Consider the following 24,114-nt stretch of genomic DNA (forward strand, 5'->3'; position numbering starts at 1 on the left):
TGCCAGGGGAATCAGATGACCTTGGCGATCGACGCGCAGACGTAGTCGATGTTCTTGCTGTTGAGCGCGGCCACGCACATGCGGCCGGTATCGGTGCCGTAGACGCCGAACTCGTTGCGCAGGCGCACCATCTGGTCTTTGCTAAGGCCGGAATAGCTGAACATGCCGATCTGCGCGGTGATGAAGCTCATGTCTTCCTTGACGCCGGCGGCCTTCAGGCCGTCCACGAGCTTTTGGCGCATGGCCTTGATGCGCACACGCATTTCGCCCAGTTCCTGCTCCCATTGGGTGCGCAGCGCCGGCGTATTGAGCACCATGGCCACCACCATGCCGCCGTGGATCTGCGGGTTGCTGTAATTGGTGCGGATGACCAGCTTGAGCTGCGACAGCACGCGGTCAGCTTCTTCTTTCGACTCGCAGAGCACCGACAGGGCACCCACGCGTTCGCCATAGAGGCTGAAGCTCTTGGAGAAGGACGTCGACACGAAAAAGCTCAGGCCGGCGGCCACAAATTTGCCGATGACGGCGCCGTCTTCCGCGATGCCGTGGCCAAAGCCCTGGTAAGCCATGTCGAGGAAAGGCGTCAGCTTGCGCGCCTTGACGGCGGCGATCACCTGGTCCCACTGGGCCGCGGTGATGTCGTAACCGGTCGGGTTGTGGCAGCAGGCGTGCAGCACGACGATGGTGCCTTCGGCCGCGGCATTGAGGGCGGCGAGCATGCCGTCGAAGTTGACGCCGCGCTTGGCTGCGTCATAGTAAGGGTAGCTTTCAACGACGAAACCGGCCTGGCTGAAAAGCGCGCGGTGGTTTTCCCAGCTTGGGTCGGAAATCAGCACCTTGGCATTGGGGCTGAGCTTTTTGAGGAAGTCGGCGCCCACCTTGAGGCCGCCCGTGCCGCCAATGCCTTGTACGGTGGCGACGCGGCCGCTCTTGACGGGCTCGCTGTCGGCGCCGAAGACCAGGCCCTTGACGGCGGCGTCGTAGGCGGCGATGCCGTCAATCGGCAGGTAGCCGCGGGCCTTGGGGTCGGCCATCATCTGCTTTTCGGCGGCCTGCACGCACTGCAGCAGGGGGAGTTTGCCGTTGTCGTCGTAGTACACGCCTACGCCCAGGTTGACCTTGGCGGGATTGGTATCGGCATTGAACTGCTCGTTCAGGCCCAGGATGGGGTCACGCGGGGCCATTTCGACAGCGGTAAACAAAGACATGAAATATCCTCAGAGAAGTGAAAAGAAGGCGAAAGCGACGATGCGGGATTCAGGTCAAGATTTAGGTCACAAGTTGACCGGAAAAAAAGCTACAAGAGGTATCAAAAATGGCTATCCGGGGGTGATGGGGATTGCAATTCCCATTTTCGGCCGAATGTCGTATTCTGTTTGGTTGCCCTGAATTTTAACGGGGCTTGATCGAGGTTTTATGCCAGAAGCTATAGAAGTCATAACCGAGGTGGCAGGTTCGGCCCCCGGTGAGGGCCAGTTCATCCATTTCCCGGATTCGCCGTTCGAGTTGTTCCAGCCCTATCCGCCGGCGGGCGACCAGCCGCAGGCGATCGAGCAACTGGTGGAAGGTATCAACGACGGCGAGGTGTTCCAGACCCTGCTGGGCGTGACCGGCTCCGGGAAGACCTTCACCATGGCCAACGTGATTGCCCGCCTGGGCCGCCCGGCCATCGTATTCGCGCCGAACAAGACGCTGGCGGCGCAGCTTTACAGCGAATTCCGCGAGTTTTTCCCCAAGAACGCGGTCGAGTATTTCGTCAGCTACTACGATTACTACCAGCCTGAGGCCTATGTGCCGCAGCGCGACCTTTTCATTGAAAAGGACTCGGCCATCAACGAGCACATCGAGCAGATGCGCCTGTCGGCCACCAAGAGTGTGCTGGAGCGGCGCGACACCATCATCGTCGGAACGGTCAGCGCGATTTACGGCATAGGCGCGCCCGAGGATTACACGCAGATGCGCTTCATCGCGCGCATCGGCGACAAGATGGGCCAGCGCGACGTGATCGCCCGGCTGATCCGCATGCAGTACACGCGCAACGAGCAGGACTTCGCCCGCGGCACCTTCCGGGTGCGCGGCGATGTGATCGACGTCTTCCCGGCCGAGCATTCCGAGCTGGCCATACGCATCGAACTGTTCGACGACGAGATCGAATCACTGCAGCTGTTCGACCCGCTGACGGGGCGGATACGCCAGAAAATCCCGCGTTTTGTGGTCTACCCCAAGAGCCACTACGTCACGCCGCGCGACAAGGTCATGACGGCAGTGGAAACCATCAAACTGGAGCTGTCCGAACGCGTGGCCCAGTTCGTCGCCGACGGCAAGCTGGTGGAGGCCCAGCGCATCGAGCAGCGCACCCGTTTTGACCTGGAGATGCTCAGTGAAATCGGCCACTGCAAGGGCATCGAGAACTACACCCGCCACCTGAGCGGTTCGCCGCCGGGATCGCCGCCCTCGACGCTGTGCGACTACCTGCCCAAGGACGCGGTGATGTTCCTGGACGAGAGCCACGTCATGATCGGCCAGCTCAACGCCATGTACAACGGCGACCGGGCGCGCAAGACCACGCTGGTGGAATACGGCTTTCGCCTGCCCAGCGCGCTGGACAACCGGCCGCTGAAGTTCGAGGAGTTCGAAGCCAAGATGCGGCAGGCGATTTTTGTCTCGGCAACGCCCGCGGCTTACGAGCAGGAGCACGCCGGCAAGGTGGTGGAGCAGGTCGTCAGGCCGACCGGCCTGGTCGACCCGCAGGTCGAAGTGCGGCCGGCCACCCACCAGGTCGACGACGTGCTGCAGGAAATCCGCATCCGGGTGGAGAAAAACGAGCGGGTGCTGATCACCACGCTGACCAAGCGCATGGCCGAGCAGCTGACCGACTATCTGAGCGACAACGGCGTCAAGGTGCGCTACCTGCACAGCGACGTGGACACCGTCGAGCGCGTGGAAATCCTGCGCGACCTGCGGCTGGGCGCCTTTGACGTGCTGGTCGGCATCAACCTGCTGCGTGAGGGCCTTGATATTCCCGAAGTGTCCCTCGTGGCCATCCTGGATGCCGACAAGGAGGGCTTTTTGCGCGCCGAACGCAGCCTGATCCAGACCATAGGCCGGGCCGCCCGCAACCTGAACGGCCGCGCCATCCTGTATGCCGACCGGATCACCGATTCCATGAAAAAAGCCATGGGCGAGACCGAGCGGCGGCGCAACAAGCAGATCGCCTTCAACCTCGAGCACGGCATCACGCCGCGCAGCGTGGTCAAGCGGATCCGCGACCTGATCGACGGCGTCTACAGCGAAAAATCGGGCAAGGAAGCCGAAAAAATCGAGATGCAAAAGGCGTTGGTCGAGGACATGAGCGAAAAGGACATCGCGCGAGAAATCAAGCGGCTGGAAAAGCAGATGATCGAACACGCCAAGAACCTGGAATTCGAAAAAGCCGCCCGGGTGCGGGACCAGCTGCACAGCCTCAAGGAGCAGGCTTTCGGGGCCCCCGGCACCGACAACGTGCCGCCGGTGGCGGCTGCAGGCCAAGCCCGGACCTGAGTCCAAATCGACCCGCCGACCCGCATATCGCACCAAATTGGTGTGATATGCGGGTCGGCACTACGGGTTAGTCCTCATGTTTTGGGCGCCGCCAGCGGGAAAAACCCTGCTTGTGTTATACTTGACGAAAACAGTCAAGAACAATACCAGAACAACAAAAAAAAGCCCCCGCGATACCGGTTGACTGACCTGGGCGGCTGGAGGAAGAGTTCCCTGCAAGCCACAAGCTTTCAGGGTGAAAACGACAGTCAAGCCATTTAAAGGAGCTTGTTATGCGCCTCACAACCAAAGGCCGCTTTGCGGTCACCGCGATGATTGATTTGGGACTGCGCCAGAACAACGGCCCGGTCACCCTGGCTGCGATCAGCCAGCGCCAGCAGATTTCCCTTTCCTACCTCGAACAGCTCTTCGGCAAGCTGCGCCGCCACGAACTGGTGGAATCCACCCGTGGCCCCGGTGGCGGTTACACCCTGGGTCGCAAGGCTTCCGAAATCACTGTTGCCGACATCATTGTGTCGGTGGACGAGCCCATCGACGCCACCCAGTGCGGCGGCAAGGAAAACTGCCTGGGCGAAGGTGGCCGCTGCATGACGCACGAACTGTGGGCATCGCTGAACAGCCGCATGGTGGAGTTCCTGGATTCCGTGACCCTGCAAAAACTGGTGGAAGACCAGCTTGCCAAGGGCGTGGTGATCGAGAACACCCCCCAGGTAAAAAAAGCCATTTTCACAGCGCCGGCGGTCAAGCCGATTCGCGTGAACGCGCCGAACTCGGTCTTTGCCCTGGGCAATGCATTTTCCAAATCCTGATGGATCCAGGCCGGGCATTTGCCCGGCTTCATCCCTTCGTGAACTGAAGCATTGACCCTTGATCGCGCTGCCAGCCAGCCCGTGAATTAAAAAAGCTAGCCACATGGATACCCCACACTTTCCCATCTACATGGACTACAGCGCCACGAATCCCTGCGACCCGCGGGTGGTGGACGCCATGATTCCCTGGTTGCGCGAACACTTCGGCAACCCTGCTTCCCGCAGCCACGCCTGGGGCTGGGAGGCGGAAGCCGCCGTCGAGAAAGCGCGCGGGCAAATTGCCGACCTCATCGGCGCGGATCCGCGCGAGATCGTCTGGACCAGCGGCGCCACCGAGTCCAACAACCTGGCACTCAAGGGCGCGGCCCATTTCTACAAAACCAAGGGCAAGCACATCATCACGGTCAAGACCGAGCACAAAGCCGTGCTTGACACCTGCCGCGAGCTGGAGCGTCAGGGTTTTGAAGTGACCTATATGGACGTGCAGGCTGATGGCTTGCTGGACCTGGATGCGCTCAAAGCCGCCATTCGCCCCGACACCATCCTGGTCAGCGTCATGTTCGTCAACAACGAAATCGGCGTGATCCAGGACATCCCGGCCATTGGCGCCCTGTGCCGTGAAAAAGGCATCATCTTCCATGTGGATGCCGCCCAGGCAACCGGCCGCGTCGACATCGACCTGGCCACCTTGCCGGTCGACCTGATGAGCCTGACTTCGCACAAGACCTACGGCCCCAAAGGCATCGGCGCCCTGTACGTGCGCCGCAAGCCGCGCGTGCGCCTGGAAGCGCAAATGCACGGTGGCGGCCATGAGCGCGGCATGCGTTCGGGCACGCTTCCCACACACCAGTGCGTGGGCATGGGCGAGGCCTATCGCATCGCCAAGGCCGAAATGCACGAAGAAAACAAGCGCATCCGTGCCCTGCACGAGCGCATGCTCAACGGCCTTAAGGATGTGGAAGAAGTCTTCCTCAACGGCCACGCCGACAAGCGCGTGCCACACAACCTGAACATGAGCTTCAACTTCGTCGAAGGCGAGTCGCTGATCATGGGTATCAAGGGCCTGGCGGTTTCCAGCGGTTCGGCCTGCACCTCGGCCAGCCTGGAGCCCAGCTACGTGCTGCGTGCCTTGGGCCGGAGCGACGAACTGGCGCACAGCAGCCTTCGCATGACGATTGGCCGCTGGAGCACGGAAGAAGAAATTGACTACGCGGTCGCCACCATCAAGGAAAACGTGGCCAAACTGCGCGAACTGTCTCCTCTGTGGGAGATGTTCAAGGATGGTGTTGATTTGTCCACCATCCAGTGGGCCGCCCATTAAGGCCGGCGCCCGTAACCCAAGACGCTTAAAGAGGTAAACAAAATGGCATACAGCGAAAAAGTGGTGGACCACTATGAAAACCCCCGCAACGTCGGCTCTTTTGAAAAGGGCGACGAATCGGTAGGCACCGGTATGGTCGGCGCGCCGGCTTGCGGCGACGTGATGAAGCTGCAGATCAAGGTCAACCCGGTGACCGGCGTGATCGAAGACGCGCGTTTCAAGACCTACGGCTGCGGCTCCGCAATCGCTTCCAGTTCGCTCGTGACCGAGTGGGTCAAGGGCAAGACGCTGGACGAAGCGGCCAGCATCAAGAACAGCGCGATCGCCGAGGAACTGGCCTTGCCGCCCGTCAAGATTCACTGCTCCATCCTGGCGGAAGACGCCATCAAGGCTGCCGTGAACGACTACAAGCAAAAGCACGCGCATTGATCAGCTGCATTACCCGTCATCTGTTTCATTTTCGAGTGATTTAAATGTCCGTAACCCTCACTGATGCAGCCGCCCGGCACGTGACCCGCTACATGACCAAGCGCGGCAAGGGTGTCGGCGTGCGCCTGGGTGTCAAGACCACCGGCTGCTCGGGCCTCGCTTACAAGCTGGAATACGCCGACGAGATCGCGCCCGAAGACGTCGTGTTTGAAGACAACGGCGTCAAGGTGCTGGTCGATCCGAAAAGCATGGCCTATATCGACGGCACCAAGCTGGATTTCGTCCGTGAAGGCCTGAACGAAGGCTTCAAGTTCATCAATCCCAACGAGCGCGACCGTTGCGGTTGCGGCGAAAGTTTCCGGGTTTGACGGGCAAGCTGTCTTACGCGTGCTGCACCCTTACCAAAGCCGCCTCCACTGATTGTGCTGGCGGCTTTTTATCGGCATAAGCTCGGCATGAATCTTCAATCCAATGACTTCGAACTTTTCGGTGTGCCCCAGCGCTTCGCGCAGGATCGTGCCGCGCTGGATGCGCGCTGGAAGGACCTGCAGCGGGAGGCGCATCCCGACAAGTTCGCCGCCCAGGGCGCGGCGGCACAGCGGGTGGCCATGCAGTGGTCGGTGCGCATCAATGAAGCCTACCAGCGCCTGAAGGATCCGCTCAAGCGCGCCAGCTACCTGTGCGAACTGAACGGCGCGCCCATCAACGCCGAAAACAACACGGCCATGCCGCACGATTTCCTGGTGCAGCAGATGCAGTGGCGTGAGGCGCTGGACGAAGCCGAGACGGCCGGGGATTTTGAAGAGATCGCCTCGCAGGCCGCCATGAATGGACGCGAGAAGCTGTCAAAGATAGAGCAACTGCTGGACGTGGACAGGGATTTTCCCGCAGCCGCCCGGCAGGTTAGAAGCCTTATGTTTATTGAGCGCTTTGCCAGCGAAGTCGATGCGCGCATCGACCAGCTGGGACAATAAAAGCATTACAGAGAAGTACAACGACCGCGCATGGCACTCCTGCAAATCTCCGAACCCGGCCAGACGCCTGACCCGCACCAGCGGCGCATTGCGATCGGCATTGACCTGGGCACCACGCACTCGCTGGTGGCCAGCGTGCGCAATGGTGTGTCCGAATGCCTGCCTGACGAGCAGGGAAGGGTGCTGCTGCCGAGCGTGGTCCGTTATCTTGAGGGCGACAAGCGCCAGATCGGTTATGAAGCCCTGGCGGCGCAGGTTGAAGATCCGCGCAACACCATTTCTTCCGTCAAGCGCCTGATGGGCCGCGGCATCCATGACATTGGCAGCCGTGCCCAGTTGCCTTACGAATTGAACGACAAGCCGGGCATGGTCACGCTGCAGACCGTTGCCGGCGAAAAAAGCCCGGTCGAGATCAGCGCCGAGATCCTGGCCATGCTGCGCTACCGGGCCGAGGACACTTTCAACGACGACATCTACGGCGCCGTGATCACCGTGCCGGCCTACTTCGACGACGCCCAGCGCCAGGCCACCAAAGACGCCGCGCAACTGGCCGGCCTGAACGTGCTGCGCCTGCTCAATGAACCCACGGCGGCCGCGATAGCCTACGGCCTGGACAACGCCAGCGAGGGCGTTTACGCCGTCTATGACCTGGGCGGCGGCACCTTCGACATTTCCATCCTGCGCCTGACACAAGGCGTCTTCGAGGTGGTGGCCACCGGCGGCGATTCGGCGCTGGGTGGTGACGATTACGACCGTGCGCTGGTCGACTGGGTACTGGCCAAAGCCGGCCTGGCGGCGGAGACGCTCACGCCCTCCGACAAGGCGGCCCTGCAGCGCGCCGCGCGCAGCTGCAAGGAAGCTCTCTCCGCCGCCGATCCTGTGCCTTTTTCGGTGCAACTTGCCAAGGCCCTCGTCAACTTCGAGATGAAGGCCGAAGACTTCGAAACCGCGACGGCCCACCTGACCCAGCGCACGCTGGCGGCCGTTCGCAAGGCCTTGCGCGATGCCAAGCTGGCCAAGGAAGATATCCAGGGAGCGGTTCTTGTGGGCGGCTCCACGCGCATGCCCCAGGTGCGCAAGGCGGTGGCCAGCTTCTTCGGCCGCGAGCCCTTGGTCAACCTCAATCCCGATGAAGTGGTGGCGCTGGGTGCGGCCATTTCCGCCAACCAGCTGGCCGGCAACAACACGGGTGATGAGCTGCTGTTGCTGGACGTGATTCCTTTGTCACTGGGCATTGAGACCATGGGCGGGCTGGTCGAGCGCATCGTGCCGCGCAACCAGACCATTCCCACGGCCATGGCGCAGGACTTCACCACCTACCAGGACGGCCAGACGGCCCTTGCCCTGCATGTGGTGCAAGGCGAGCGCGACCTGGTGGCCGATTGCCGCAGCCTGGCCCGCTTCGAGCTGCGCGGCATCCCGCCCATGGTGGCCGGCGCCGCACGCATCCGCGTGACCTTTACCGTCGACGCCGACGGCCTGCTCAGCGTGAACGCGAAAGAGCAGGTCAGCGGCGTCGAGGCACGCATTGACGTGAAGCCTTCCTACGGCCTGTCGGACGAAGACATTGCGCGCATGCTGCAGGACAGCTTTTCCACCGCCCAGCAAGACATGAATGCCCGCGCCCTGGCCGAGGCCCAGGTTGATGCCGACCGCATGATCCTGGCGACGCAAAGCGCCCTGGCGGCGGACGCCGATCTGCTCAGCCCCAATGAGCGCGCGCAGATCGACAGCCTCATCGTCGGCTTGGCCGACACGCGTGCGCACGGCGACGCGGCCGCGATAGAAGCGGCCACCCAGGCGCTGGCCAAAGGCACGGAAGCCTTTGCCGCCCAGCGCATGAACCGGGGCGTCAAGCAAGCCCTGGCCGGTAAAAACATCGAGGCCGTCTGAATCGACTGACAACCATGCCCATCATCAAAATACTGCCTCATCCCGAATACTGCCCACAGGGCGCTGAAATCAGCGCACCGGCCGGCACCTCGATCTGCGAAGCCCTGCTCGACAACAAGATCAACATCGAGCATGCCTGCGACCTGAGCTGCGCCTGCACGACCTGCCACGTGGTTGTGCGCGAAGGCTTTAATTCGCTGAACGAGCTCGACGAAAGCGAAGAAGACCTGCTGGACCGCGCCTGGGGCCTGGAGCCCAATTCGCGCTTGAGCTGCCAGGCTTTCCTGGCCCAGTCCGACGTGACGGTGGAGATACCCAAATATTCCATCAACCACGCAAAAGAAAACCACTGAATTTTCGGGAAATAGCGGGGGAGGGTTGCCCGGCGCGGGAGCGATAATCCAGCCATGCGCCAAATCGTTCTTGATACCGAAACCACCGGTCTTTCCGCTGAAAACGGCGACCGCATCATCGAAATCGGTTGCGTGGAGCTGGTGGCCCGCAAGCTCACCGGCAACAACCGCCACTTTTACCTGAACCCCGAGCGCGACAGCCATGAGGATGCGCTCAAGGTTCACGGCATCAGCAATGAATTCCTGAAGGACAAGCCCAAGTTTTCGGCCGTCGCCGAGGAACTGCTGGAATACCTGCAGGACGCCGAGATCATCATCCACAACGCGCCTTTTGACGTCAGCTTCCTCAACAAGGAGCTTGAACTCATAGGCAGGCCGCCCATCAAGCATTGCGTGGCCAAGGTCACCGACAGCCTGATGATGGCCAAGGAGCTGTTTCCAGGCAAACGCAACTCGCTGGATGCCCTGTGCGATCGCCTGGAGGTCGACAATTCGGGCCGAACGCTGCACGGCGCCTTGCTGGACGCCGAGCTGCTGGCCGACGTCTACATCAACCTGACCCGTGGGCAGAATGCGCTGGTGATGGACGTGGACGATAGGGCCCAGGAAGGCCAGGTCTCGGCGCCGCAGATAGACCTGGGCACATTTGAGTTGCCTTTGCTGGCGGCCAACGACCAGGAAGCTGCCGAACACGAGAAGCTGCTGGCCGATATCGACAAGTCCAGCAAAGGGAAAACGGTCTGGCGGGCCCTGGCTGCCTGAACTGAACCGCAATTCCCGGCCTGGGTCAGAAAATCGGCCCAAAACACCATATAATCATAGGCTGACCGATAGGGCGGTTAGCTCAGGGGTAGAGCACTGCATTCACACTGCAGGGGTCGCAAGTTCGAAACTTGCACCGCCCACCAGAATTTGACGAAACAAAAAGGCCAAGTCTTGCGACTTGGCCTTTTTTCATTTCGGCGCCAATCGGCGCCGTTTTTCATGGATTTAGAGGACTTCGCTCGCGAAATCGGCCAGGCGCGAGCGTTCGCCGCGTGCCAGCGTGATGTGTCCGCCATGCGGCCAGCCCTTGAAGCGGTCGACGGCAAAGGTCATGCCCGAGGAGCCTTCGGTCAGGTAAGGGGTGTCGATCTGCGCCAGGTTGCCCATGCAGATAATCTTGGTACCCGGGCCGGCCCGTGTGATCAGCGTTTTCATCTGCTTGGGCGTCAGGTTTTGCGCCTCGTCGATGATGACGTACTTGTTCAGGAAGGTGCGGCCGCGCATGAAGTTCATGCTCTTGACCTTGATCCGCGAGCGGATCAGCTCGTTGGTGGCGGCACGGCCCCATTCGCCCGAGCCGCTGTCGGTTTTGCCCAGCACTTCCAGGTTGTCGTCCAGCGCGCCCATCCAGGGGCCCATTTTTTCCTCTTCGGTGCCGGGCAGGAAGCCGATGTCCTCGCCCACGCTCACCGTGGCCCGCGTCATGATGATTTCGGTGTAGCGGCGGTCGTCGAGCACCTGCGTCAGGCCGCTGGCCAGCGCCATCAGCGTCTTGCCCGTGCCGGCCGTTCCGGCCAGGGTGACGAAGTCCACCTCCGGATCCATCAGCAGGTTCATAGCGAAGTTCTGTTCGCGGTTGCGCGTGGTGACGCCCCAGACGGCATTTTTGAGGTGGTTGTAGTCCTTCAAGGTCTTCAGGACGGCGGTTTTGGCCCGGATTTCCGTCACGCGGGCGTACAGGGGGGGTTCCCCGGGGGCCTCAAAGAACACGAACTGGTTGATCAGCAGGCTGCCCACGATGGGTCCCGTGATGCGGTAGAAGGTGTGGCTGCCCTGCTGCCAGCTTTCGATGGTCTTGCTCTGGCGTGTCCAGAAGTCTGCCGGCAGGGCCAGGGAGCCGGAGTACAGCAGGTCGCCGTCCTCCAGGGTTTTGTCGTTCTGGTAGTCGTCGGTCGCCAGGCCCAGGGCGCGCGCCTTGACGCGCATGTTGATGTCCTTGGACACCAGAACCACCTCGCGCGGCGCATATTCCTTGCGCAGGGCCTCGACCACGCCCAGGATCTGGTTGTCGGCCTTGCCCTGCGGCAGGCTCATGGGCAGCGTGTAATCCAGCGGTTTGGTCTGGAAAAACAGGCAGCCGCCGGCCTCGGGATGGCCGGTGGTGTCCAGCTTCAGGCCCTTGGCGATATCGGCGCCCTGGGCGCCTGCCAGCGCGTCCAGCGTGCGGCTGGTCTGGCGGGCGTTGCGCGCCACCTCGGTCATGCCCTTTTTGTGGCCGTCGAGCTCTTCGAGCACGATCATGGGCAGGAAGATGTCGTGTTCTTCAAAGCGGAACAGGCACATCGGGTCGTGCATCAGCACATTGGTGTCGAGCACGAACAACTTGGCAGGGCCGGTGCGTTTGGCCTTTTTGGGCTTGGCCGTCGGCTGCGGCAGGGCAATGCTCTCTTTTTTATAGCTGCCGGAAGCCGGTTTGCCGGGATGGGCGGCTTCCTTCCCCTGGAACGCCGAAGGATGGCTGCCTTCACCTGCGGCCCGGCTGTCAAACAGGTCCATCACCGGGGGCTTCTGGGCGGATTCAGCGCTTTCCGTTTTTCGTGCGACTTTTGAGGGTGAGCGGGCTGGTGCGTCAAGCGCATCGGGGGAGAGCAGGGCGGCACGTTTGGTCGGGGCGGGGGGCAGGGGCATAGTGCTTAAGACTCTCTAAAAAAAGAAGGGTTCCAGAAGCGAAAAAGCCGCCTTGAAACCAGGGCGGCTTTTTCTTTTGGCGCAGTTGCGAAGGTCAACAGCATGAGTTCATTATGCACAACTCAAGTGACAGGGCAATCCTTTGTTGCTAACTGGCCTCAATGAGTCTCAGGCGGCTTTTTTGAGGGCTTTGACGGCTTTCAGCACGTCGTCCACATGGCCGGGCACTTTCAGGCCGCGCCATTCCTCTTTCAGTAGGCCGTCGGCGCCCACCAGGAAGGTGCTGCGTTCAATGCCTTTGACCTTTTTGCCGTACATGATCTTGTTCTTGACCACGCCGAACATGTGGCACATTTTTTCTTCGGTGTCCGCAATCAGCTCGAACGGGAGTTCAAGCTTGGACTTGAACTCGTCGTGGGACTTCATGTTGTCGCGGGAGACGCCAAATACGGTGGCGCCGGCCTTGACGAAGTCCTTGTAGCGGTCACGGAACTGCATGGCTTCCGTGGTGCAGCCCGGCGTGTTGTCCTTGGGGTAGAAGTACAACACCACGACTTTGCCCAGGTGGGACTGGTTGGAAACCTTGATGCCGCCGGTGGCGATCGCTTCAAATTCGGGGAGTGGTTTATTGACGACGACTGCCATACTGAGTAGACCCTGACGAAAGTAGTTGTAATTAGCCGCGCCTTTTGGCAGCCGGCCCGGGACTTCCATCCCGGGAAGTGATGCCAAGTGCAACCCTAGATTTTACCCTGAAAGAGAGGGCATTTCAGCCTTCTGTTCCTTCTGTTTCAATCAGCAGGGCGGCAATCACTTGCCGGCCTTCGCCCGCGAGGATGTTGTAGGTTCGGCATGCCGCAAGCGTGTCCATGGTTTCAACGCCGATGCGGTGCGCCATCAGGACACGCAAAAACGCCGGCGGCACAAAACGCAGGCGGGCGCCGCTGCCGAAAACCACGAGTTCGGGCCGGGTTTCGGCCAGCAAGGCGAAATGTTCCGCGGTCAGCTGCTCAAAGCGCGTGCAGTTCCAGTTGAATTTCTCGCCGCGTGAGCCGATCACCACGCTGTGCTCGATCTTTTCGGCCACTCCGTCGCAACCCAGGCCCACCCAGCCGGGGCCGTAGCCAAGGATGGACTGGACGTCGAGGCGGTCTGGCTGAAGTTTCATGCGGAGGGTCCGGGCGTTGTGAAGGCGTGGTGCGGCTGTGCGCGGGGTTTGCGTGCCGCTGTTTACCAGCGAAAAGAAAACCCTCTTTTATGTGGTCAAATTATAGATTCCGTCCGAATTCCCCGCCGCAAGCGCCGCATCTCCCCGGTTGCCGGCAGGGTGGGCGGTGCGGCCCCCGTCCACAGATTCTGAACGTTTCATGAAATCGATCACCAAATCCGCCAAGCTCGCCAATGTGCTTTACGACATCCGCGGCCCGATCATGGACGCCGCCAAGCAGATGGAGGAAGAGGGCCAAAAGCTCATCAAGCTCAATATCGGCAACCTGGCAGTGTTCGGCTTCGATGCGCCCGAGGAAGTCCAGCAGGACATGATCCGCAACCTGCCCGCCTCGGCCGGCTATTCGGACAGCAAGGGCATTTTTGCGGCACGCAAGGCCGTGATGCACGAAACCCAGAAGCAGGGCATCAAGGGCGTCACGCTGGACGACATTTACCTCGGCAACGGCGCGAGCGAGCTGATTTCCATGGCCACCAACGCCCTGCTCGACGACGGCGACGAACTGCTGCTGCCGGCGCCCGACTACCCGCTGTGGACCGCTTCCACCAGCCTGTCGGGTGGCACGCCGGTGCATTACCGGTGCGATGAAAACAATGGCTGGATGCCCAACCTCGACGACATCCGTGCCCGGATCACGCCCAAAACCAAGGCCATCGCGGTCATCAACCCCAACAACCCGACGGGCGCGCTGTATTCCGACGAGTTGCTCAAAGGCATCATCGACATCGCGCGCGAGCACGGCCTGGTCATCCTCGCGGACGAGGTCTACGACAAGGTGCTGTACGACGGCGTCAAGCACACGGCCATCGCCAGCCTGTCTACCGACGTGCTCACGCTGACCTTCAATTCGCTCTCCAAGAGCTACCGCTCGTGCGGCTACCGCGCCGGCTGGATGGTGGTGTCCGGCCCGAAGAAGCAGGCGCAGGACTATATCGAGGGCCTGAACATGCTGGCCAACATGAAGCTGTGCTCCAACGTGCCGGGCCAGTGGGCCATACAGACGGCGCTGGGCGGCTACCAGAGCATCAACGACCTCACCTGCGAAGGCGGCCGCCTGCGCCGCCAGCGCGACATGGCCTACGACCTCATCACCGCCATCCCCGGCGTCACCTGTGTCAAGCCCAGCGCGGCGCTCTACATGTTCCCGCGCCTGGATCCCAAGGTTTACCCGATCAAGGACGATCGCCAGTTTTTCCTGGAGCTCCTCAAGGAGACCAAGGTGATGCTGGTACAGGGTACCGGCTTCAACTGGGCCGAGCCGGACCACTTCCGCATCGTTTTCCTGCCGCACGAGGAAGACCTGCGCGAAGCCATCGGCCGCATCGCGAAGTTCCTCGAGAACTACCGCAACAACCGAACTTGACCCTGTATCCGGCCCCCTTCAACTCCCTGCGCCCCTTGAGGCGGCAGGCCTCCAGATCACACTAAAGCAAGACTTCAGCAACTATGAAACCGACGAATTTGAGCCCCATCCGGGTAGGCCTCCTGGGCATAGGCACCGTGGGCAGCGGTACCTACAACGTATTGCAGCGCAACCAGGAAGAAATCCGCCGCCGCGCCGGCCGCGGCATTGAGATCACCATGGTCGCCGACCTCGACACAGCGCGCGCCAAGGCCGCTGTTGGCCCGGGCGTACAGGTCGTGGACGACGCGCGCAAGGTCGTGGCCAGCCCCGACGTCGACATCGTGATCGAACTCATAGGCGGCTATGGCATCGCCAAACAGCTGGTGCTCGAAGCCATCGAGGCCGGCAAGCACGTGGTCACCGCCAACAAGGCGCTGCTGGCCGTGCACGGCACCGAGATTTTCGCGGCGGCCCACCGCAAGGGCGTGATGGTGGCCTTCGAGGCGGCCGTGGCCGGCGGCATTCCCATCATCAAGGCGCTGCGCGAAGGCCTGACGGCCAACAGCATCCAGTGGATCGCCGGCATCATCAACGGCACCACCAACTTCATCCTGTCCGAGATGCGCGACAAGGGCCTGGACTTCGACATCGTGCTGAAAGAAGCGCAGCGCCTGGGCTACGCCGAAGCCGACCCCACCTTCGACATCGAGGGCGTGGACGCCGGCCACAAGGTCACGCTGATGTCGGCCATTGCTTTCGGCATCCCGGTGCAGTTCGACAAGGCTTACGTCGAGGGCATCACCGGCCTGGCCGCACAGGACATTCGCTATGCCGAGCAGCTCGGCTACCGCATCAAGCTGCTGGGCATCACCAAGCGCGCCGCCAACGGCATCGAGCTGCGCGTGCACCCCAGCCTGGTACCGGCCAAACGCCTGATCGCCAATGTGGAAGGTGCGATGAATGCCGTGGTGGTCCAGGGCGACGCCGTCGGCACCACGCTGTACTACGGCAAGGGCGCGGGCAGCGAGCCCACCGCCAGCGCCGTGATCGCCGACCTCGTCGACATCGCGCGCCTGCACACGGCCGACCCTGAGCACCGCGTGCCGCACCTGGCCTTCCAGCCCGACGCGATGAGCGACCTGCCGGTCGTCCCGATGTCAGACGTCGTCACCAGCTACTACCTGCGCCTCAAGGTCGCCGACGAGGCCGGCGTGCTGGCCAAGGTCACCGGCATCCTCGCCGGCGCCGGCATCAGCATAGACGCCGTGCTGCAGCGCGAAGCCGATGAAGTCGGCGGCGAGGGTTCCACCCACACCGACCTCATCATCCTTACGCACGAATGCGTGGAGGCCAGAATGAACGGTGCCCTGGCCCAAATGCAGGCCCTGCCCACCGTGCTGGCGCCCATCACGCGCATCCGCAAGGAGGAGCTGGCATGATGCTGTACATTTCCACCCGCGGCCATGCCGACCGCAAGCGTTTCTGCGAAATCCTGCTCGAAGGCCTGGCGCCTGACGGCGGCCTCTACCTGCCCGAGCAATATCCGCAAGTGGATGCCGCGACGCTGCAGAAGTGGCGCGGCCTGTCTTACGCTGAACTGGCGTTCGAGGTCCTTTCGCTGTACGTCGACGACATCCCTGCCGCCGACCTCAAGGCGATCTGCGACAAGACCTACACCGAAGAGGTGTTCGGTACCAAGGCCATCGTCCCGCTGAAAAAGCTCGAAGACGGCCTTTACCTCGAAGCCCTGTCCAACGGCCCCACGCTGGCTTTCAAGGACATGGCCATGCAACTGCTGGGCAACCTGTTCGAATACGAACTGGCGCGACGCGGCGAAGAGCTCAACATCCTGGGCGCCACCAGCGGCGACACCGGCAGCGCGGCCGAATACGCGATGCGCGGCAAAAAAGGCGTGCGCGTCTTCATGACTTCGCCAAATGGCCGCATGAGCCCCTTCCAGCAAGCCCAGATGTTCAGCCTGCAGGACGAAAACATCCACAACATCGCGGTCGACGGCGTGTTCGACGACTGCCAGGACATCGTCAAGGCCGTGTCCAACGACCTGGCCTTCAAGCGCCAGTACAAGATAGGCACCGTCAACTCGATCAACTGGGCGCGCCTGATGGCGCAGGTGGTCTACTACTTCGCCGGCTACTTTCAGGCGACTCAATCGAATGCCGAGAAGGCCGACTTCACCGTGCCCTCGGGCAACTTCGGCAACGTCTGCGCCGGCCACGTGGCCCGCATGATGGGCCTGCCGATCGGCAAGCTGGTGGTGGCCACCAACGAGAACGACGTGCTCGACGAGTTTTTTCGTACTGGTGTCTACCGCGTGCGCAGCAGCGCTGACACGCACGAAACCTCCAGCCCCTCCATGGATATTTCCAAGGCTTCGAACTTCGAGCGTTTTGTGTTCGACCTGCTGGGCCGCGACGGCGCCAAGGCCAAGGCGCTGTTCCATGACCAGTTGGGCAGCCAGGGCCGGTTCGACCTCAGCGCCGAGGCGGCCTTCAAGTCGGCCGCGCAGCGCTACGGTTTTTTCAGCGGCAAGAGCATCCATGCCGACCGGCTCGCGACGATTCGCGATACCTACAAGCGCTTCGGCACCACGATAGACACCCACACCGCCGACGGCGTGAAGGTGGCGCGCGAGCAGTTGCAACCCGGCGTGCCCATGATCGTGCTGGAGACCGCATTGCCCATCAAGTTCGCGGCCACGATTGAAGAGGCGCTGGGCCACGCGCCCGACCGGCCCGTGAAGTTTGAGGGCATCGAAGACCTGCCCAAGCGCGTCAAGGTGCTGCCCGCCGATGCGGCCGTGATCAAGCGCTACATTGCCGACCATGTGCATTGAAGCGGGCGGCGGCCCTGTCTGCAAGGCCCAGCCATGAACGTTGTCGGCTTCGCCGGTTACTCCGGGTCAGGCAAGACCACCCTGGTTGAAAAGCTGATTCCCGCGCTCAAGGCCAGGGGCCTGCGTGTCTCGGTGGTCAAGCATGCGCACCACAAGTTCGACATTGACCATCCCGGCAAGGACACCTTCCGCCACCGGGTGGCCGGTGCCTTCGAGGTGGTGGTGGCTTCGCAGAACCGCCTGGCGCTGATGCGCGAGTTTGAAAAACCTTCCGAGATGACGGTGCACCAGTTGATTGCCGAGCTTTACGGCGGCGTCGACTGGGTGCTGGTGGAAGGCTTCAAAAGCAGCGACCTGCTCAAGATCGAAGTCTGGCGCGGTCCTTCGGCCGACTATCCGGGCAAGCCCGCCCGCTACATGGACGACGATTTCATCGTCGCCATCGCCACCGACACTCCCGATCAATTGCCCGAAGCAACCTTGCGTCCGGTGCTGGATTTGAACGACGGCGAGGCCGTGGCCGACTACCTGGTCAACAATCAGGAGCGCTTTGCCTATTCCTTCGAAGACCGTTTCGGCTAGGCCAGGGTGAAGGCCAGCCCTGACGCCAGCCCGGTTCCGTTCATGCCCTTGTTCCGGACACCCCGACCATGAGTTCTGTTCCCGCCACACCCGCCGCCCGCGCACCCCTGAAGCCTCTGGACCAGGCGCTGGTCGAGTTGCTGGCCCGCGCGGCAAGCCTGCCCGGTGTCGAAACCGTCTCCACCTTTGACGCCGACGGCCGCGTGCTGGCCCAGGACCTGGTTTCCAGCCTCGACGTGCCGGCCCATGACAACAGCTCCATGGACGGCTACGCGCTGCGCACGGCCGACTGGGCCGAAGGCGCTGTGTTGCCGGTCGGCCAGCGCATTCCGGCCGGCAGTAGCGGCCATGTCCTGGCGCCGGCTTCGGCGGCGCGCATCTTCACCGGCGCGCCCATCCCGCCCGGCGCTGATACTGTGGTGATGCAGGAAGACTGCGAAGCCGTGGATGCCGGTGTGCGCATCAAGGCCAGACCTCAATTGGGCCAATGGATCCGCCGCCGCGGCGAGGACGTGGCCGCCGGCGCCGTGGTGTTGCGCCGCGGTGAACGCCTCACGCCGGCCTCGCTGGGCCTGGCCGCCAGCATCGGTTTTGACAAGCTGCAGGTCGCGCCCAGGGTGCGCGTGGCCTTGTTCTCCACGGGCGACGAACTCGTCATGCCCGGCGAGGTCGCACCGGCCGACATGAAGCCCGGCGCCATCTACAACTCCAATCGCTTCTTTTTGCGCGCCTTGCTGCTGCGGCTGGGCTGCACGGTGACCGATCTCGGCATCGTGCCCGACCGCCTGGACGCCACCATTTCCGCCCTCAAAGGCGCCGGCGAAGCGCACGACCTGATCCTCACCAGCGGCGGCGTGTCCGTCGGCGAGGAGGACCACATCAAGCCCGCCGTGCAGGCGCTGGGCGAACTCGCCCTGTGGCAGATCGCCATGAAGCCGGGCAAGCCCTTTGCCTGCGGCAAGGTCGGCGGCGCGCACTTCATCGGCCTGCCGGGTAATCCGGTGTCCAGCTTTGTGACCTTCCTGGTGCTGGTGCGGCCCTTTTTGCTCAGTCTGCAGGGCGCGTCCGAGGTGGCTCCCGCTTCCATCGCGCTGCCGGCCCATTTCGACTGGCCCAAGGCAGACAAGCGCCGCGAGTTTTTGCGTGCCAGGCGCAACGCCGCCGGTGGGCTGGAGCTGTTCGGCAACCAGAGTTCGGGCGTGCTGACCTCGGCCGTCTGGGGCGACGGCGTCATCGACAACCCGGCCGGCCAGGCGATTGCCCGAGGCGATACCGTGCAGTTCATCCCGTTTTCGGCATTGATGGCTTAAGGCGCCGCATAAAGCTCCCCATGAAAGTCACGATCAAATACTTTGCGTCCATCCGCGAAGCCATAGGGCAGGGCAGCGAGGTGCGCGAGACCGCCGCCACCACGCTGGCGGCCCTGCGCGACGAACTGCTCGCGGCCACGCCCGCGCACGCCGCCAGCCTGGCGCGCGGCCGGTCGGTGCGCATGGCGCTCAACCAGGTCATGAGCGATGAAGCGGCACTGCTCAGCGACGGCTGCGAGGTTGCCTTCTTCCCGCCCGTGACCGGCGGCTGACCCGCCCGCCTCAAGCCACCATCGCGTCCAGTTGTTGAAGGCGTTCGGCCAGCGCGGCGGAGGCCGGTGTCATCGGGCTGCGCAATTCGTTGCGAAGCAGGCCACGTTCCGCCATCAGTGCCTTGAGTGGGCCCGGATTGGGTTCGGCAAACAGGCCGGCTATCAGCGGCTGCAGTGGTGCCCACAAAGCCTCGGCCCCCGCCAGGTCGCCCGCCTGGATGCGCCGCAGTACCTCCACAAAACGTTCCGTGTGCAGGTGGGCCGCTGCTGCAATCGCACCCCGGCCGCCTTGCGCCACGGTAGCGAAGATATTCAGGTCCTCGCCCGCCAGCACCTGCAGCCGCCCGTCGGCAATCAGGGCTTTTGTCTTGGCCGGGTCGCCGCCGCAGTCCTTGAGTGCCTGGATGCGCGGGTGGCCCGCCAGCGCCAGCAGGGTTTCGAGTTCCAGGCGGCTGCCGGTGCGGTAAGGGATGTCATAGAGGATCACCGGCACGGCACTCTCGTCGGCCAAGGTGGTGAACCATTCAATGAGGCCTGCCTGGGAAGGGCGGATATAGCTGGGCGCCGGCAACAGGATGCCGGCAAGGCCCTGCGCACCCAGCGCCTTGATGCGCGCCGCTGTCTTGCCCAGGTGGTAGCCCGACAGGCCCATGACCACCGGCAGGCCGTCGGCTTGTTCCATCACGGTGTGCAGCGTCTGCAGCTGCTCGTCCTCGTCCAGGGCGGCAGCTTCGCCGGTGGAGCCGCAGACCACCAGCCCGGCGATGCCCTTGGCGCGGTAATGCACCACCAGGCGTTTCAAGGCCGCATGGTCGACCTTGCCCTGGTCAAAGGGGGTGACAAGTGGAATCCACAATCCCGAGAAATCGGTGTTTGCCTGGTTGGCACTAAGCGCTGTTTGCATGAAGACACATCCCAAAAAACTGACCGGCTTGAAAGGCCGTCATCAGAACAAGAGATGGGTGTCCGCAAAAGACTTGGAAAGTAAGCAGCGGTTCCATCGCTCATTCGACGACGGAACCGCAGCCCCGGTCAAATGAGCAACGGTTTTTTCGATTTGCTGGCGCACGCCCCAAGGCCGCGGGCGCTGTCGGGCGTCCGGGCGGCGAAGGGGCAGATGTGGCCAGTCATGCGGCAAATCTTACCGTAGGCACTGCGTTTAGGGTGAGCGAGTGGCAAAATTGCCACTATGGCTTCACCGCGCGTCCTGATCACCACCGATGACTTCAACCTCGCCGACGAGGTGGCCGCACTGCGCGCCGCCGACAAGCGGGTAGGCGCCGTCTGCACCTTCACCGGCACGGTCAGGGACCGCAATGACGGCCTGAGCGTCAGCAGTATGGAGCTGGAGCACTACCCCGGCATGACGGAGAAGTCGATCGAGGCCATGGTCGACGAGGCCATGTCGCGGTTCGATATTTTTGGTGTCCGGGTGATTCACCGTGTGGGCCTGCTGCAGCCGCTGGACCAGGTCGTTTTGGTGGCGGTGACCTCCGCACACCGCGGCGAAAGCTTTCGGGCCTGCGAATTCCTGATGGACTACCTGAAAACCCAGGCGCCGTTCTGGAAGAAGGAAGAAACCCCGGAAGGCGCCCGCTGGGTGGACGCCCGAGTCAGCGACGATGCGGCGCTGGCGAAATGGGGCATCCACGCCGGCAACGCCTGAAGCCTGGTGCGCGCTTGACGCAAATCAAACGCAGCCCAATGGCATGCCATGGTTGCAGCTGAATGACTTGAAAAGGGGCGCAAAAGCCCCAAACTCGGCGATAACCGCTCTTTCGGGAGCCCCCTTGCGGAGTCAAATTCAATGCGACAAGACAAACTCACCACCAAATTCCAGGAAGCCCTGAGCGACGCGCAATCCCTCGCGCTGGGCAATGACAACGGCTATATCGAGCCGGTCCACCTGCTGGCCGCCATGCTGCGTCAGGACGACGGCCCGCGCGCGCTGCTGGAAAGAGCCGGCGTCAACGTGGGCGGCCTCATGCAGGCCGCCGACGCCGCCGTCAAGAAGCTGCCCCAGGTGCAGGGCCAGGACCAGCTCCAGGTCGGCCCCGACCTCGCCAAGCTGCTGCAGGCCACCGAAAAAGAAGCCATCAAACGCAACGACCAGTTCATTGCCGGTGAACTCTTTCTGCTGGCCGTGGCCGACAGCAAAAGCGACGTCGGCCGCCTGGCCAAGGAAAACGGCCTGACGCGCAAGGCGCTCGAAGCCGCGATAGACGCGGTACGCGGCGGCCAGGGCGTGAACAGCGCCGACGCCGAAGGCCAGCGCGAAGCCCTCAAGAAATACTGCATGGACCTGACCGAGCGGGCCCGTCTGGGCAAGCTCGACCCGGTCATAGGCCGCGATGACGAAATCCGCCGCGCCATCCAGGTGCTGCAGCGCCGCACCAAGAACAACCCGGTGCTGATCGGCGAGCCCGGCGTCGGCAAGACCGCCATCGTCGAAGGCCTGGCCCAGCGCATCGTGGCCGGCGAAGTGCCGGACTCCCTCAAGGGCAAACGCGTGCTCTCGCTCGACATGGCGGCCCTGCTGGCCGGCGCCAAGTTCCGCGGCGAGTTTGAAGAGCGCCTGAAAACCGTGCTCAACGAGCTGGCCAAGGACGAAGGCCAGACCATCGTCTTCATCGACGAGCTGCACACCATGGTGGGTGCCGGCAAGGCCGAGGGCGCGATGGACGCCGGCAACATGCTCAAGCCCGCGCTGGCGCGCGGCGAGCTGCACTGCGTGGGCGCCACCACACTCGACGAATACCGCAAGTACATCGAAAAAGACGCCGCGCTGGAGCGCCGCTTCCAGAAAATCCTGGTCGGCGAGCCGACCGTGGAGGCCACCATCGCCATCCTGCGCGGCCTGCAGGAAAAATATGAAGCGCACCATGGCGTGCAGATCACCGACCCGGCCATCGTGGCCGCGGCCGAACTGAGCCACCGCTACATCACCGACCGTTTCCTGCCCGACAAGGCCATCGACCTGATCGACGAGGCCGCGGCCAAGATCAAGATTGAAATGGACTCCAAGCCCGAGGTCATGGACAAGCTCGACCGCCGCCTGATCCAGCTGCAGATCGAGCGCGAAGCCGTGCGCCGTGAAAAAGATGAATCTTCGAAAAAGCGCTTCGAGCTGATCGAGGAAGAAATCGTCAAGCTGCAAAAAGAGATCTCCGACCTCGACGAAATCTGGCAGGCCGAAAAAGCGCAAGCCCTGGGCTCCAAGGACGTCATGGAGGAGATCGACCGTATCCGCTTCCAGATCGAGGAGTTCACCCGCAAGGGCGACTTCAACAAGGTGGCCGAGCTGCAGTACGGCAAGCTGCCCGAACTCGAAAAACGCCTCAAGGAGGCGCAGGACACCGAAGCCAGCAAGGGCAAGTCCAACGCGCCCACGCTGCTGCGTACCCAGGTCGGCGCCGAAGAGATCGCCGAGGTCGTGGCGCGCGCCACCGGCATCCCTGTCAGCAAACTCATGCAGGGCGAGCGCGACAAGCTGCTGCAGATGGAAGGCAAGCTGCATGAGCGCGTGGTCGGCCAGGAAGAAGCCATCAGCGCGGTGGCCAACGCCATCCGCCGCTCCCGCTCGGGCCTGAGCGACCCGAACCGCCCGACCGGCTCCTTCCTGTTCCTGGGCCCCACCGGCGTGGGCAAGACCGAGCTGTGCAAGGCGCTGGCCGGCTTCCTGTTCGACAGCGAAGACCACCTGATACGCGTCGACATGAGCGAGTTCATGGAGAAACATTCGGTGGCCCGCCTGATAGGCGCGCCCCCGGGCTATGTGGGCTATGAGGAGGGCGGCTACCTGACCGAGGCCGTGCGCCGCAAGCCCTACAGCGTGCTGCTGCTCGACGAGGTCGAAAAAGCCCATCCCGATGTGTTCAATGTGCTGCTTCAGGTGCTGGACGACGGCCGCCTGACCGACGGGCAGGGCCGCACGGTGGACTTCAAAAACACCGTGATCGTCATGACCAGCAACATCGGCTCGCCCATCATCCAGTCCATGGTCGGCAAGCCGACCGAAGAGATCAAGGATGCGGTGACGGCCGAGCTCAAGAACTATTTCCGGCCCGAGTTCCTCAACCGGATCGACGAGACCGTGGTGTTCCACGCACTCGATGCGAAGAACATCGAGTCCATCGCCCGCATTCAGCTCAAGGTGCTGGTCGCCCGGCTGCAGAAGATGGACCTCGCGCTGGACGTGTCGGAAGCGGCGATCGCCGAGCTCGCCAAGGTCGGCTTTGACCCGGTGTTCGGCGCCAGGCCGCTCAAGCGGGCCATCCAGCAGCGTATCGAAAATCCGCTCAGCAAGCTGCTGCTGGAAGGGCGTTTCCCGCCCAAGAGCACGATACCGGTGGACGTGGACCCCATCCGCGACCCGGGCGTGTTCCGGTTCGAACCGACGGTTCATTAGAGGCCTCTTGACGGCTGCGGGCCACCAGTTTCATGGTGAGCCTCACAACCCGCTCCGGCTTGCGCCGGGGCGGGTTTTTTTACGGCCGCGCCGCGGGGGAAGTGCTGGAATCGTCCTACATGT

23 protein-coding genes and 1 tRNA gene are annotated in these 24,114 nt (G+C 62.7%); 19 read left to right on the plus strand and 5 right to left on the minus strand.

From position 1 onward, the window contains the following. Window positions 1-11: 11 nt before the first annotated feature. Window positions 12-1,208 (minus strand): amino acid aminotransferase, encoded by a 1,197-nt coding sequence (locus ACSQ27_RS03630; RefSeq protein ID WP_436154112.1) that lies wholly within the window; start codon window positions 1,206-1,208, stop codon window positions 12-14. On the opposite strand from ACSQ27_RS03630, the gene ACSQ27_RS03635 reads away from it, so the two are divergent. From ACSQ27_RS03635 to ACSQ27_RS03685, 11 genes are all read left to right on the plus strand, one after another. Then, window positions 1,207-1,389, plus strand: a complete 183-nt coding sequence (locus tag ACSQ27_RS03635; protein WP_436154113.1) for a hypothetical protein — start codon at window positions 1,207-1,209, stop codon at window positions 1,387-1,389. The genes ACSQ27_RS03630 and ACSQ27_RS03635 overlap by 2 nt on opposite strands. 27 nt (window positions 1,390-1,416) lie before the next feature. After that, window positions 1,417-3,540, plus strand: a complete 2,124-nt coding sequence (gene uvrB / locus ACSQ27_RS03640) for an excinuclease ABC subunit UvrB (RefSeq protein ID WP_436154114.1) — start codon at window positions 1,417-1,419, stop codon at window positions 3,538-3,540. A gap of 272 nt (window positions 3,541-3,812) precedes the next feature. After that, entirely contained in the window at window positions 3,813-4,349 is a 537-nt protein-coding gene (iscR, locus tag ACSQ27_RS03645; protein WP_092128187.1) for a Fe-S cluster assembly transcriptional regulator IscR, read from the plus strand. A 103-nt stretch (window positions 4,350-4,452) separates the two neighbouring features. Next, window positions 4,453-5,670 carry an IscS subfamily cysteine desulfurase gene (locus tag ACSQ27_RS03650; RefSeq protein WP_436154115.1) on the plus strand — a complete coding sequence of 406 codons (1,218 nt, stop codon included), beginning with the start codon at window positions 4,453-4,455 and terminating at the stop codon, window positions 5,668-5,670. 42 nt (window positions 5,671-5,712) lie between these two features. Then, complete coding sequence (gene iscU, locus ACSQ27_RS03655) at window positions 5,713-6,099, plus strand: Fe-S cluster assembly scaffold IscU (RefSeq protein WP_007867013.1); 387 nt, start codon at window positions 5,713-5,715, stop codon at window positions 6,097-6,099. A gap of 44 nt (window positions 6,100-6,143) precedes the next feature. Continuing rightward, on the plus strand, window positions 6,144-6,467 hold the full coding sequence (iscA, locus tag ACSQ27_RS03660) for an iron-sulfur cluster assembly protein IscA (protein ID WP_074575253.1): 324 nt from the start codon (window positions 6,144-6,146) through the stop codon (window positions 6,465-6,467). Between the two features lie 87 nt (window positions 6,468-6,554). Next, on the plus strand, window positions 6,555-7,073 hold the full coding sequence (gene hscB, locus ACSQ27_RS03665) for a Fe-S protein assembly co-chaperone HscB (protein ID WP_436154116.1): 519 nt from the start codon (window positions 6,555-6,557) through the stop codon (window positions 7,071-7,073). Window positions 7,074-7,103: 30 nt separating this feature from the next. Continuing rightward, entirely contained in the window at window positions 7,104-8,966 is a 1,863-nt protein-coding gene (gene hscA / locus ACSQ27_RS03670) for a Fe-S protein assembly chaperone HscA (protein WP_436154117.1), read from the plus strand. A 14-nt stretch (window positions 8,967-8,980) separates the two neighbouring features. Further along, a complete protein-coding gene (gene fdx, locus ACSQ27_RS03675; protein WP_436154118.1) occupies window positions 8,981-9,319 on the plus strand; it encodes an ISC system 2Fe-2S type ferredoxin in 339 nt (112 codons plus the stop codon). 54 nt (window positions 9,320-9,373) lie between these two features. Then, complete coding sequence (gene dnaQ, locus ACSQ27_RS03680) at window positions 9,374-10,081, plus strand: DNA polymerase III subunit epsilon (protein WP_436154119.1); 708 nt, start codon at window positions 9,374-9,376, stop codon at window positions 10,079-10,081. Between the two features lie 71 nt (window positions 10,082-10,152). Then, window positions 10,153-10,227 (plus strand) — tRNA-Val (locus ACSQ27_RS03685). An 82-nt stretch (window positions 10,228-10,309) separates the two neighbouring features. On the opposite strand, the gene ACSQ27_RS03690 is transcribed toward ACSQ27_RS03685, so the two are convergent. The 3 genes from ACSQ27_RS03690 to ACSQ27_RS03700 all read right to left on the minus strand — a co-directional run bounded on the left by ACSQ27_RS03690 (window position 10,310) and on the right by ACSQ27_RS03700 (window position 13,160). Further along, complete coding sequence (locus tag ACSQ27_RS03690) at window positions 10,310-11,992, minus strand: PhoH family protein (protein ID WP_436154120.1); 1,683 nt, start codon at window positions 11,990-11,992, stop codon at window positions 10,310-10,312. A 168-nt stretch (window positions 11,993-12,160) separates the two neighbouring features. Next, a complete protein-coding gene (locus tag ACSQ27_RS03695; protein ID WP_007867029.1) occupies window positions 12,161-12,637 on the minus strand; it encodes a peroxiredoxin in 477 nt (158 codons plus the stop codon). 124 nt (window positions 12,638-12,761) lie between these two features. Further along, on the minus strand, window positions 12,762-13,160 hold the full coding sequence (locus ACSQ27_RS03700) for an Mth938-like domain-containing protein (RefSeq protein ID WP_436154121.1): 399 nt from the start codon (window positions 13,158-13,160) through the stop codon (window positions 12,762-12,764). Window positions 13,161-13,359: 199 nt separating this feature from the next. On the opposite strand from ACSQ27_RS03700, the gene ACSQ27_RS03705 reads away from it, so the two are divergent. The 6 genes from ACSQ27_RS03705 to ACSQ27_RS03730 all read left to right on the plus strand — a co-directional run bounded on the left by ACSQ27_RS03705 (window position 13,360) and on the right by ACSQ27_RS03730 (window position 19,583). After that, window positions 13,360-14,583 (plus strand): pyridoxal phosphate-dependent aminotransferase, encoded by a 1,224-nt coding sequence (locus ACSQ27_RS03705; protein ID WP_436154122.1) that lies wholly within the window; start codon window positions 13,360-13,362, stop codon window positions 14,581-14,583. A gap of 98 nt (window positions 14,584-14,681) precedes the next feature. Next, window positions 14,682-16,004: a homoserine dehydrogenase gene (locus ACSQ27_RS03710; RefSeq protein ID WP_436155394.1), complete on the plus strand. Its 1,323-nt coding sequence runs from the start codon at window positions 14,682-14,684 to the stop codon at window positions 16,002-16,004. Then, window positions 16,004-17,419, plus strand: a complete 1,416-nt coding sequence (gene thrC, locus ACSQ27_RS03715; RefSeq protein WP_436155395.1) for a threonine synthase — start codon at window positions 16,004-16,006, stop codon at window positions 17,417-17,419. The genes ACSQ27_RS03710 and thrC overlap by 1 nt, the downstream gene beginning before the upstream one ends. 33 nt (window positions 17,420-17,452) lie before the next feature. Continuing rightward, complete coding sequence (gene mobB, locus ACSQ27_RS03720) at window positions 17,453-18,001, plus strand: molybdopterin-guanine dinucleotide biosynthesis protein B (RefSeq protein WP_436154123.1); 549 nt, start codon at window positions 17,453-17,455, stop codon at window positions 17,999-18,001. Between the two features lie 68 nt (window positions 18,002-18,069). Next, the gene (locus ACSQ27_RS03725) at window positions 18,070-19,311 is read left to right on the plus strand and encodes a molybdopterin molybdotransferase MoeA (RefSeq protein ID WP_436154124.1); all 1,242 of its coding nucleotides are present in this window, start codon (window positions 18,070-18,072) and stop codon (window positions 19,309-19,311) included. Between the two features lie 20 nt (window positions 19,312-19,331). After that, complete coding sequence (locus ACSQ27_RS03730; protein ID WP_436154125.1) at window positions 19,332-19,583, plus strand: MoaD/ThiS family protein; 252 nt, start codon at window positions 19,332-19,334, stop codon at window positions 19,581-19,583. 10 nt (window positions 19,584-19,593) lie between these two features. Here the strand turns inward: ACSQ27_RS03730 and dapA are convergent, their stop codons facing one another. After that, window positions 19,594-20,487, minus strand: a complete 894-nt coding sequence (gene dapA, locus ACSQ27_RS03735; protein WP_436154126.1) for a 4-hydroxy-tetrahydrodipicolinate synthase — start codon at window positions 20,485-20,487, stop codon at window positions 19,594-19,596. 285 nt (window positions 20,488-20,772) lie between these two features. Here dapA and moaE point away from each other — a divergent pair, with 285 nt between their 5' ends. Continuing rightward, on the plus strand, window positions 20,773-21,249 hold the full coding sequence (gene moaE / locus ACSQ27_RS03740; protein ID WP_436154127.1) for a molybdopterin synthase catalytic subunit MoaE: 477 nt from the start codon (window positions 20,773-20,775) through the stop codon (window positions 21,247-21,249). 141 nt (window positions 21,250-21,390) lie between these two features. Next, window positions 21,391-23,991 (plus strand): ATP-dependent chaperone ClpB, encoded by a 2,601-nt coding sequence (gene clpB, locus ACSQ27_RS03745; RefSeq protein ID WP_436154128.1) that lies wholly within the window; start codon window positions 21,391-21,393, stop codon window positions 23,989-23,991. The last annotated feature ends 123 nt before the right edge of the window (window positions 23,992-24,114 follow it).

This window comes from Polaromonas sp. LjRoot131 (assembly GCF_964252805.1).
In the GTDB taxonomy this organism is placed as follows: domain Bacteria; phylum Pseudomonadota; class Gammaproteobacteria; order Burkholderiales; family Burkholderiaceae_C; genus Polaromonas.

Excerpts from the sequence above, each read along its gene's own strand:
- hscB (WP_436154116.1), top strand. The coding sequence starts at position 6,555 with ATGAATCTTCAATCCAATGACTTCGAACTTTTCGGTGTGCCCCAGCGC.
- ACSQ27_RS03650 (WP_436154115.1), top strand. The coding sequence starts at position 4,453 with ATGGATACCCCACACTTTCCCATCTACATGGACTACAGCGCCACGAAT.
- hscA (WP_436154117.1), top strand. The coding sequence starts at position 7,104 with ATGGCACTCCTGCAAATCTCCGAACCCGGCCAGACGCCTGACCCGCAC.
- ACSQ27_RS03690 (WP_436154120.1), bottom strand. The coding sequence starts at position 11,992 with ATGCCCCTGCCCCCCGCCCCGACCAAACGTGCCGCCCTGCTCTCCCCC.
- moaE (WP_436154127.1), top strand. The coding sequence starts at position 20,773 with ATGGCTTCACCGCGCGTCCTGATCACCACCGATGACTTCAACCTCGCC.
- iscU (WP_007867013.1), top strand. The coding sequence starts at position 5,713 with ATGGCATACAGCGAAAAAGTGGTGGACCACTATGAAAACCCCCGCAAC.
- ACSQ27_RS03705 (WP_436154122.1), top strand. The coding sequence starts at position 13,360 with ATGAAATCGATCACCAAATCCGCCAAGCTCGCCAATGTGCTTTACGAC.
- dnaQ (WP_436154119.1), top strand. The coding sequence starts at position 9,374 with ATGCGCCAAATCGTTCTTGATACCGAAACCACCGGTCTTTCCGCTGAA.
- ACSQ27_RS03725 (WP_436154124.1), top strand. The coding sequence starts at position 18,070 with ATGAGTTCTGTTCCCGCCACACCCGCCGCCCGCGCACCCCTGAAGCCT.
- mobB (WP_436154123.1), top strand. The coding sequence starts at position 17,453 with ATGAACGTTGTCGGCTTCGCCGGTTACTCCGGGTCAGGCAAGACCACC.
- ACSQ27_RS03635 (WP_436154113.1), top strand. The coding sequence starts at position 1,207 with ATGAAATATCCTCAGAGAAGTGAAAAGAAGGCGAAAGCGACGATGCGG.
- fdx (WP_436154118.1), top strand. The coding sequence starts at position 8,981 with ATGCCCATCATCAAAATACTGCCTCATCCCGAATACTGCCCACAGGGC.
- ACSQ27_RS03695 (WP_007867029.1), bottom strand. The coding sequence starts at position 12,637 with ATGGCAGTCGTCGTCAATAAACCACTCCCCGAATTTGAAGCGATCGCC.
- uvrB (WP_436154114.1), top strand. The coding sequence starts at position 1,417 with ATGCCAGAAGCTATAGAAGTCATAACCGAGGTGGCAGGTTCGGCCCCC.
- ACSQ27_RS03630 (WP_436154112.1), bottom strand. The coding sequence starts at position 1,208 with ATGTCTTTGTTTACCGCTGTCGAAATGGCCCCGCGTGACCCCATCCTG.
- iscA (WP_074575253.1), top strand. The coding sequence starts at position 6,144 with ATGTCCGTAACCCTCACTGATGCAGCCGCCCGGCACGTGACCCGCTAC.
- ACSQ27_RS03700 (WP_436154121.1), bottom strand. The coding sequence starts at position 13,160 with ATGAAACTTCAGCCAGACCGCCTCGACGTCCAGTCCATCCTTGGCTAC.
- dapA (WP_436154126.1), bottom strand. The coding sequence starts at position 20,487 with ATGCAAACAGCGCTTAGTGCCAACCAGGCAAACACCGATTTCTCGGGA.
- iscR (WP_092128187.1), top strand. The coding sequence starts at position 3,813 with ATGCGCCTCACAACCAAAGGCCGCTTTGCGGTCACCGCGATGATTGAT.
- ACSQ27_RS03730 (WP_436154125.1), top strand. The coding sequence starts at position 19,332 with ATGAAAGTCACGATCAAATACTTTGCGTCCATCCGCGAAGCCATAGGG.
- thrC (WP_436155395.1), top strand. The coding sequence starts at position 16,004 with ATGCTGTACATTTCCACCCGCGGCCATGCCGACCGCAAGCGTTTCTGC.
- clpB (WP_436154128.1), top strand. The coding sequence starts at position 21,391 with ATGCGACAAGACAAACTCACCACCAAATTCCAGGAAGCCCTGAGCGAC.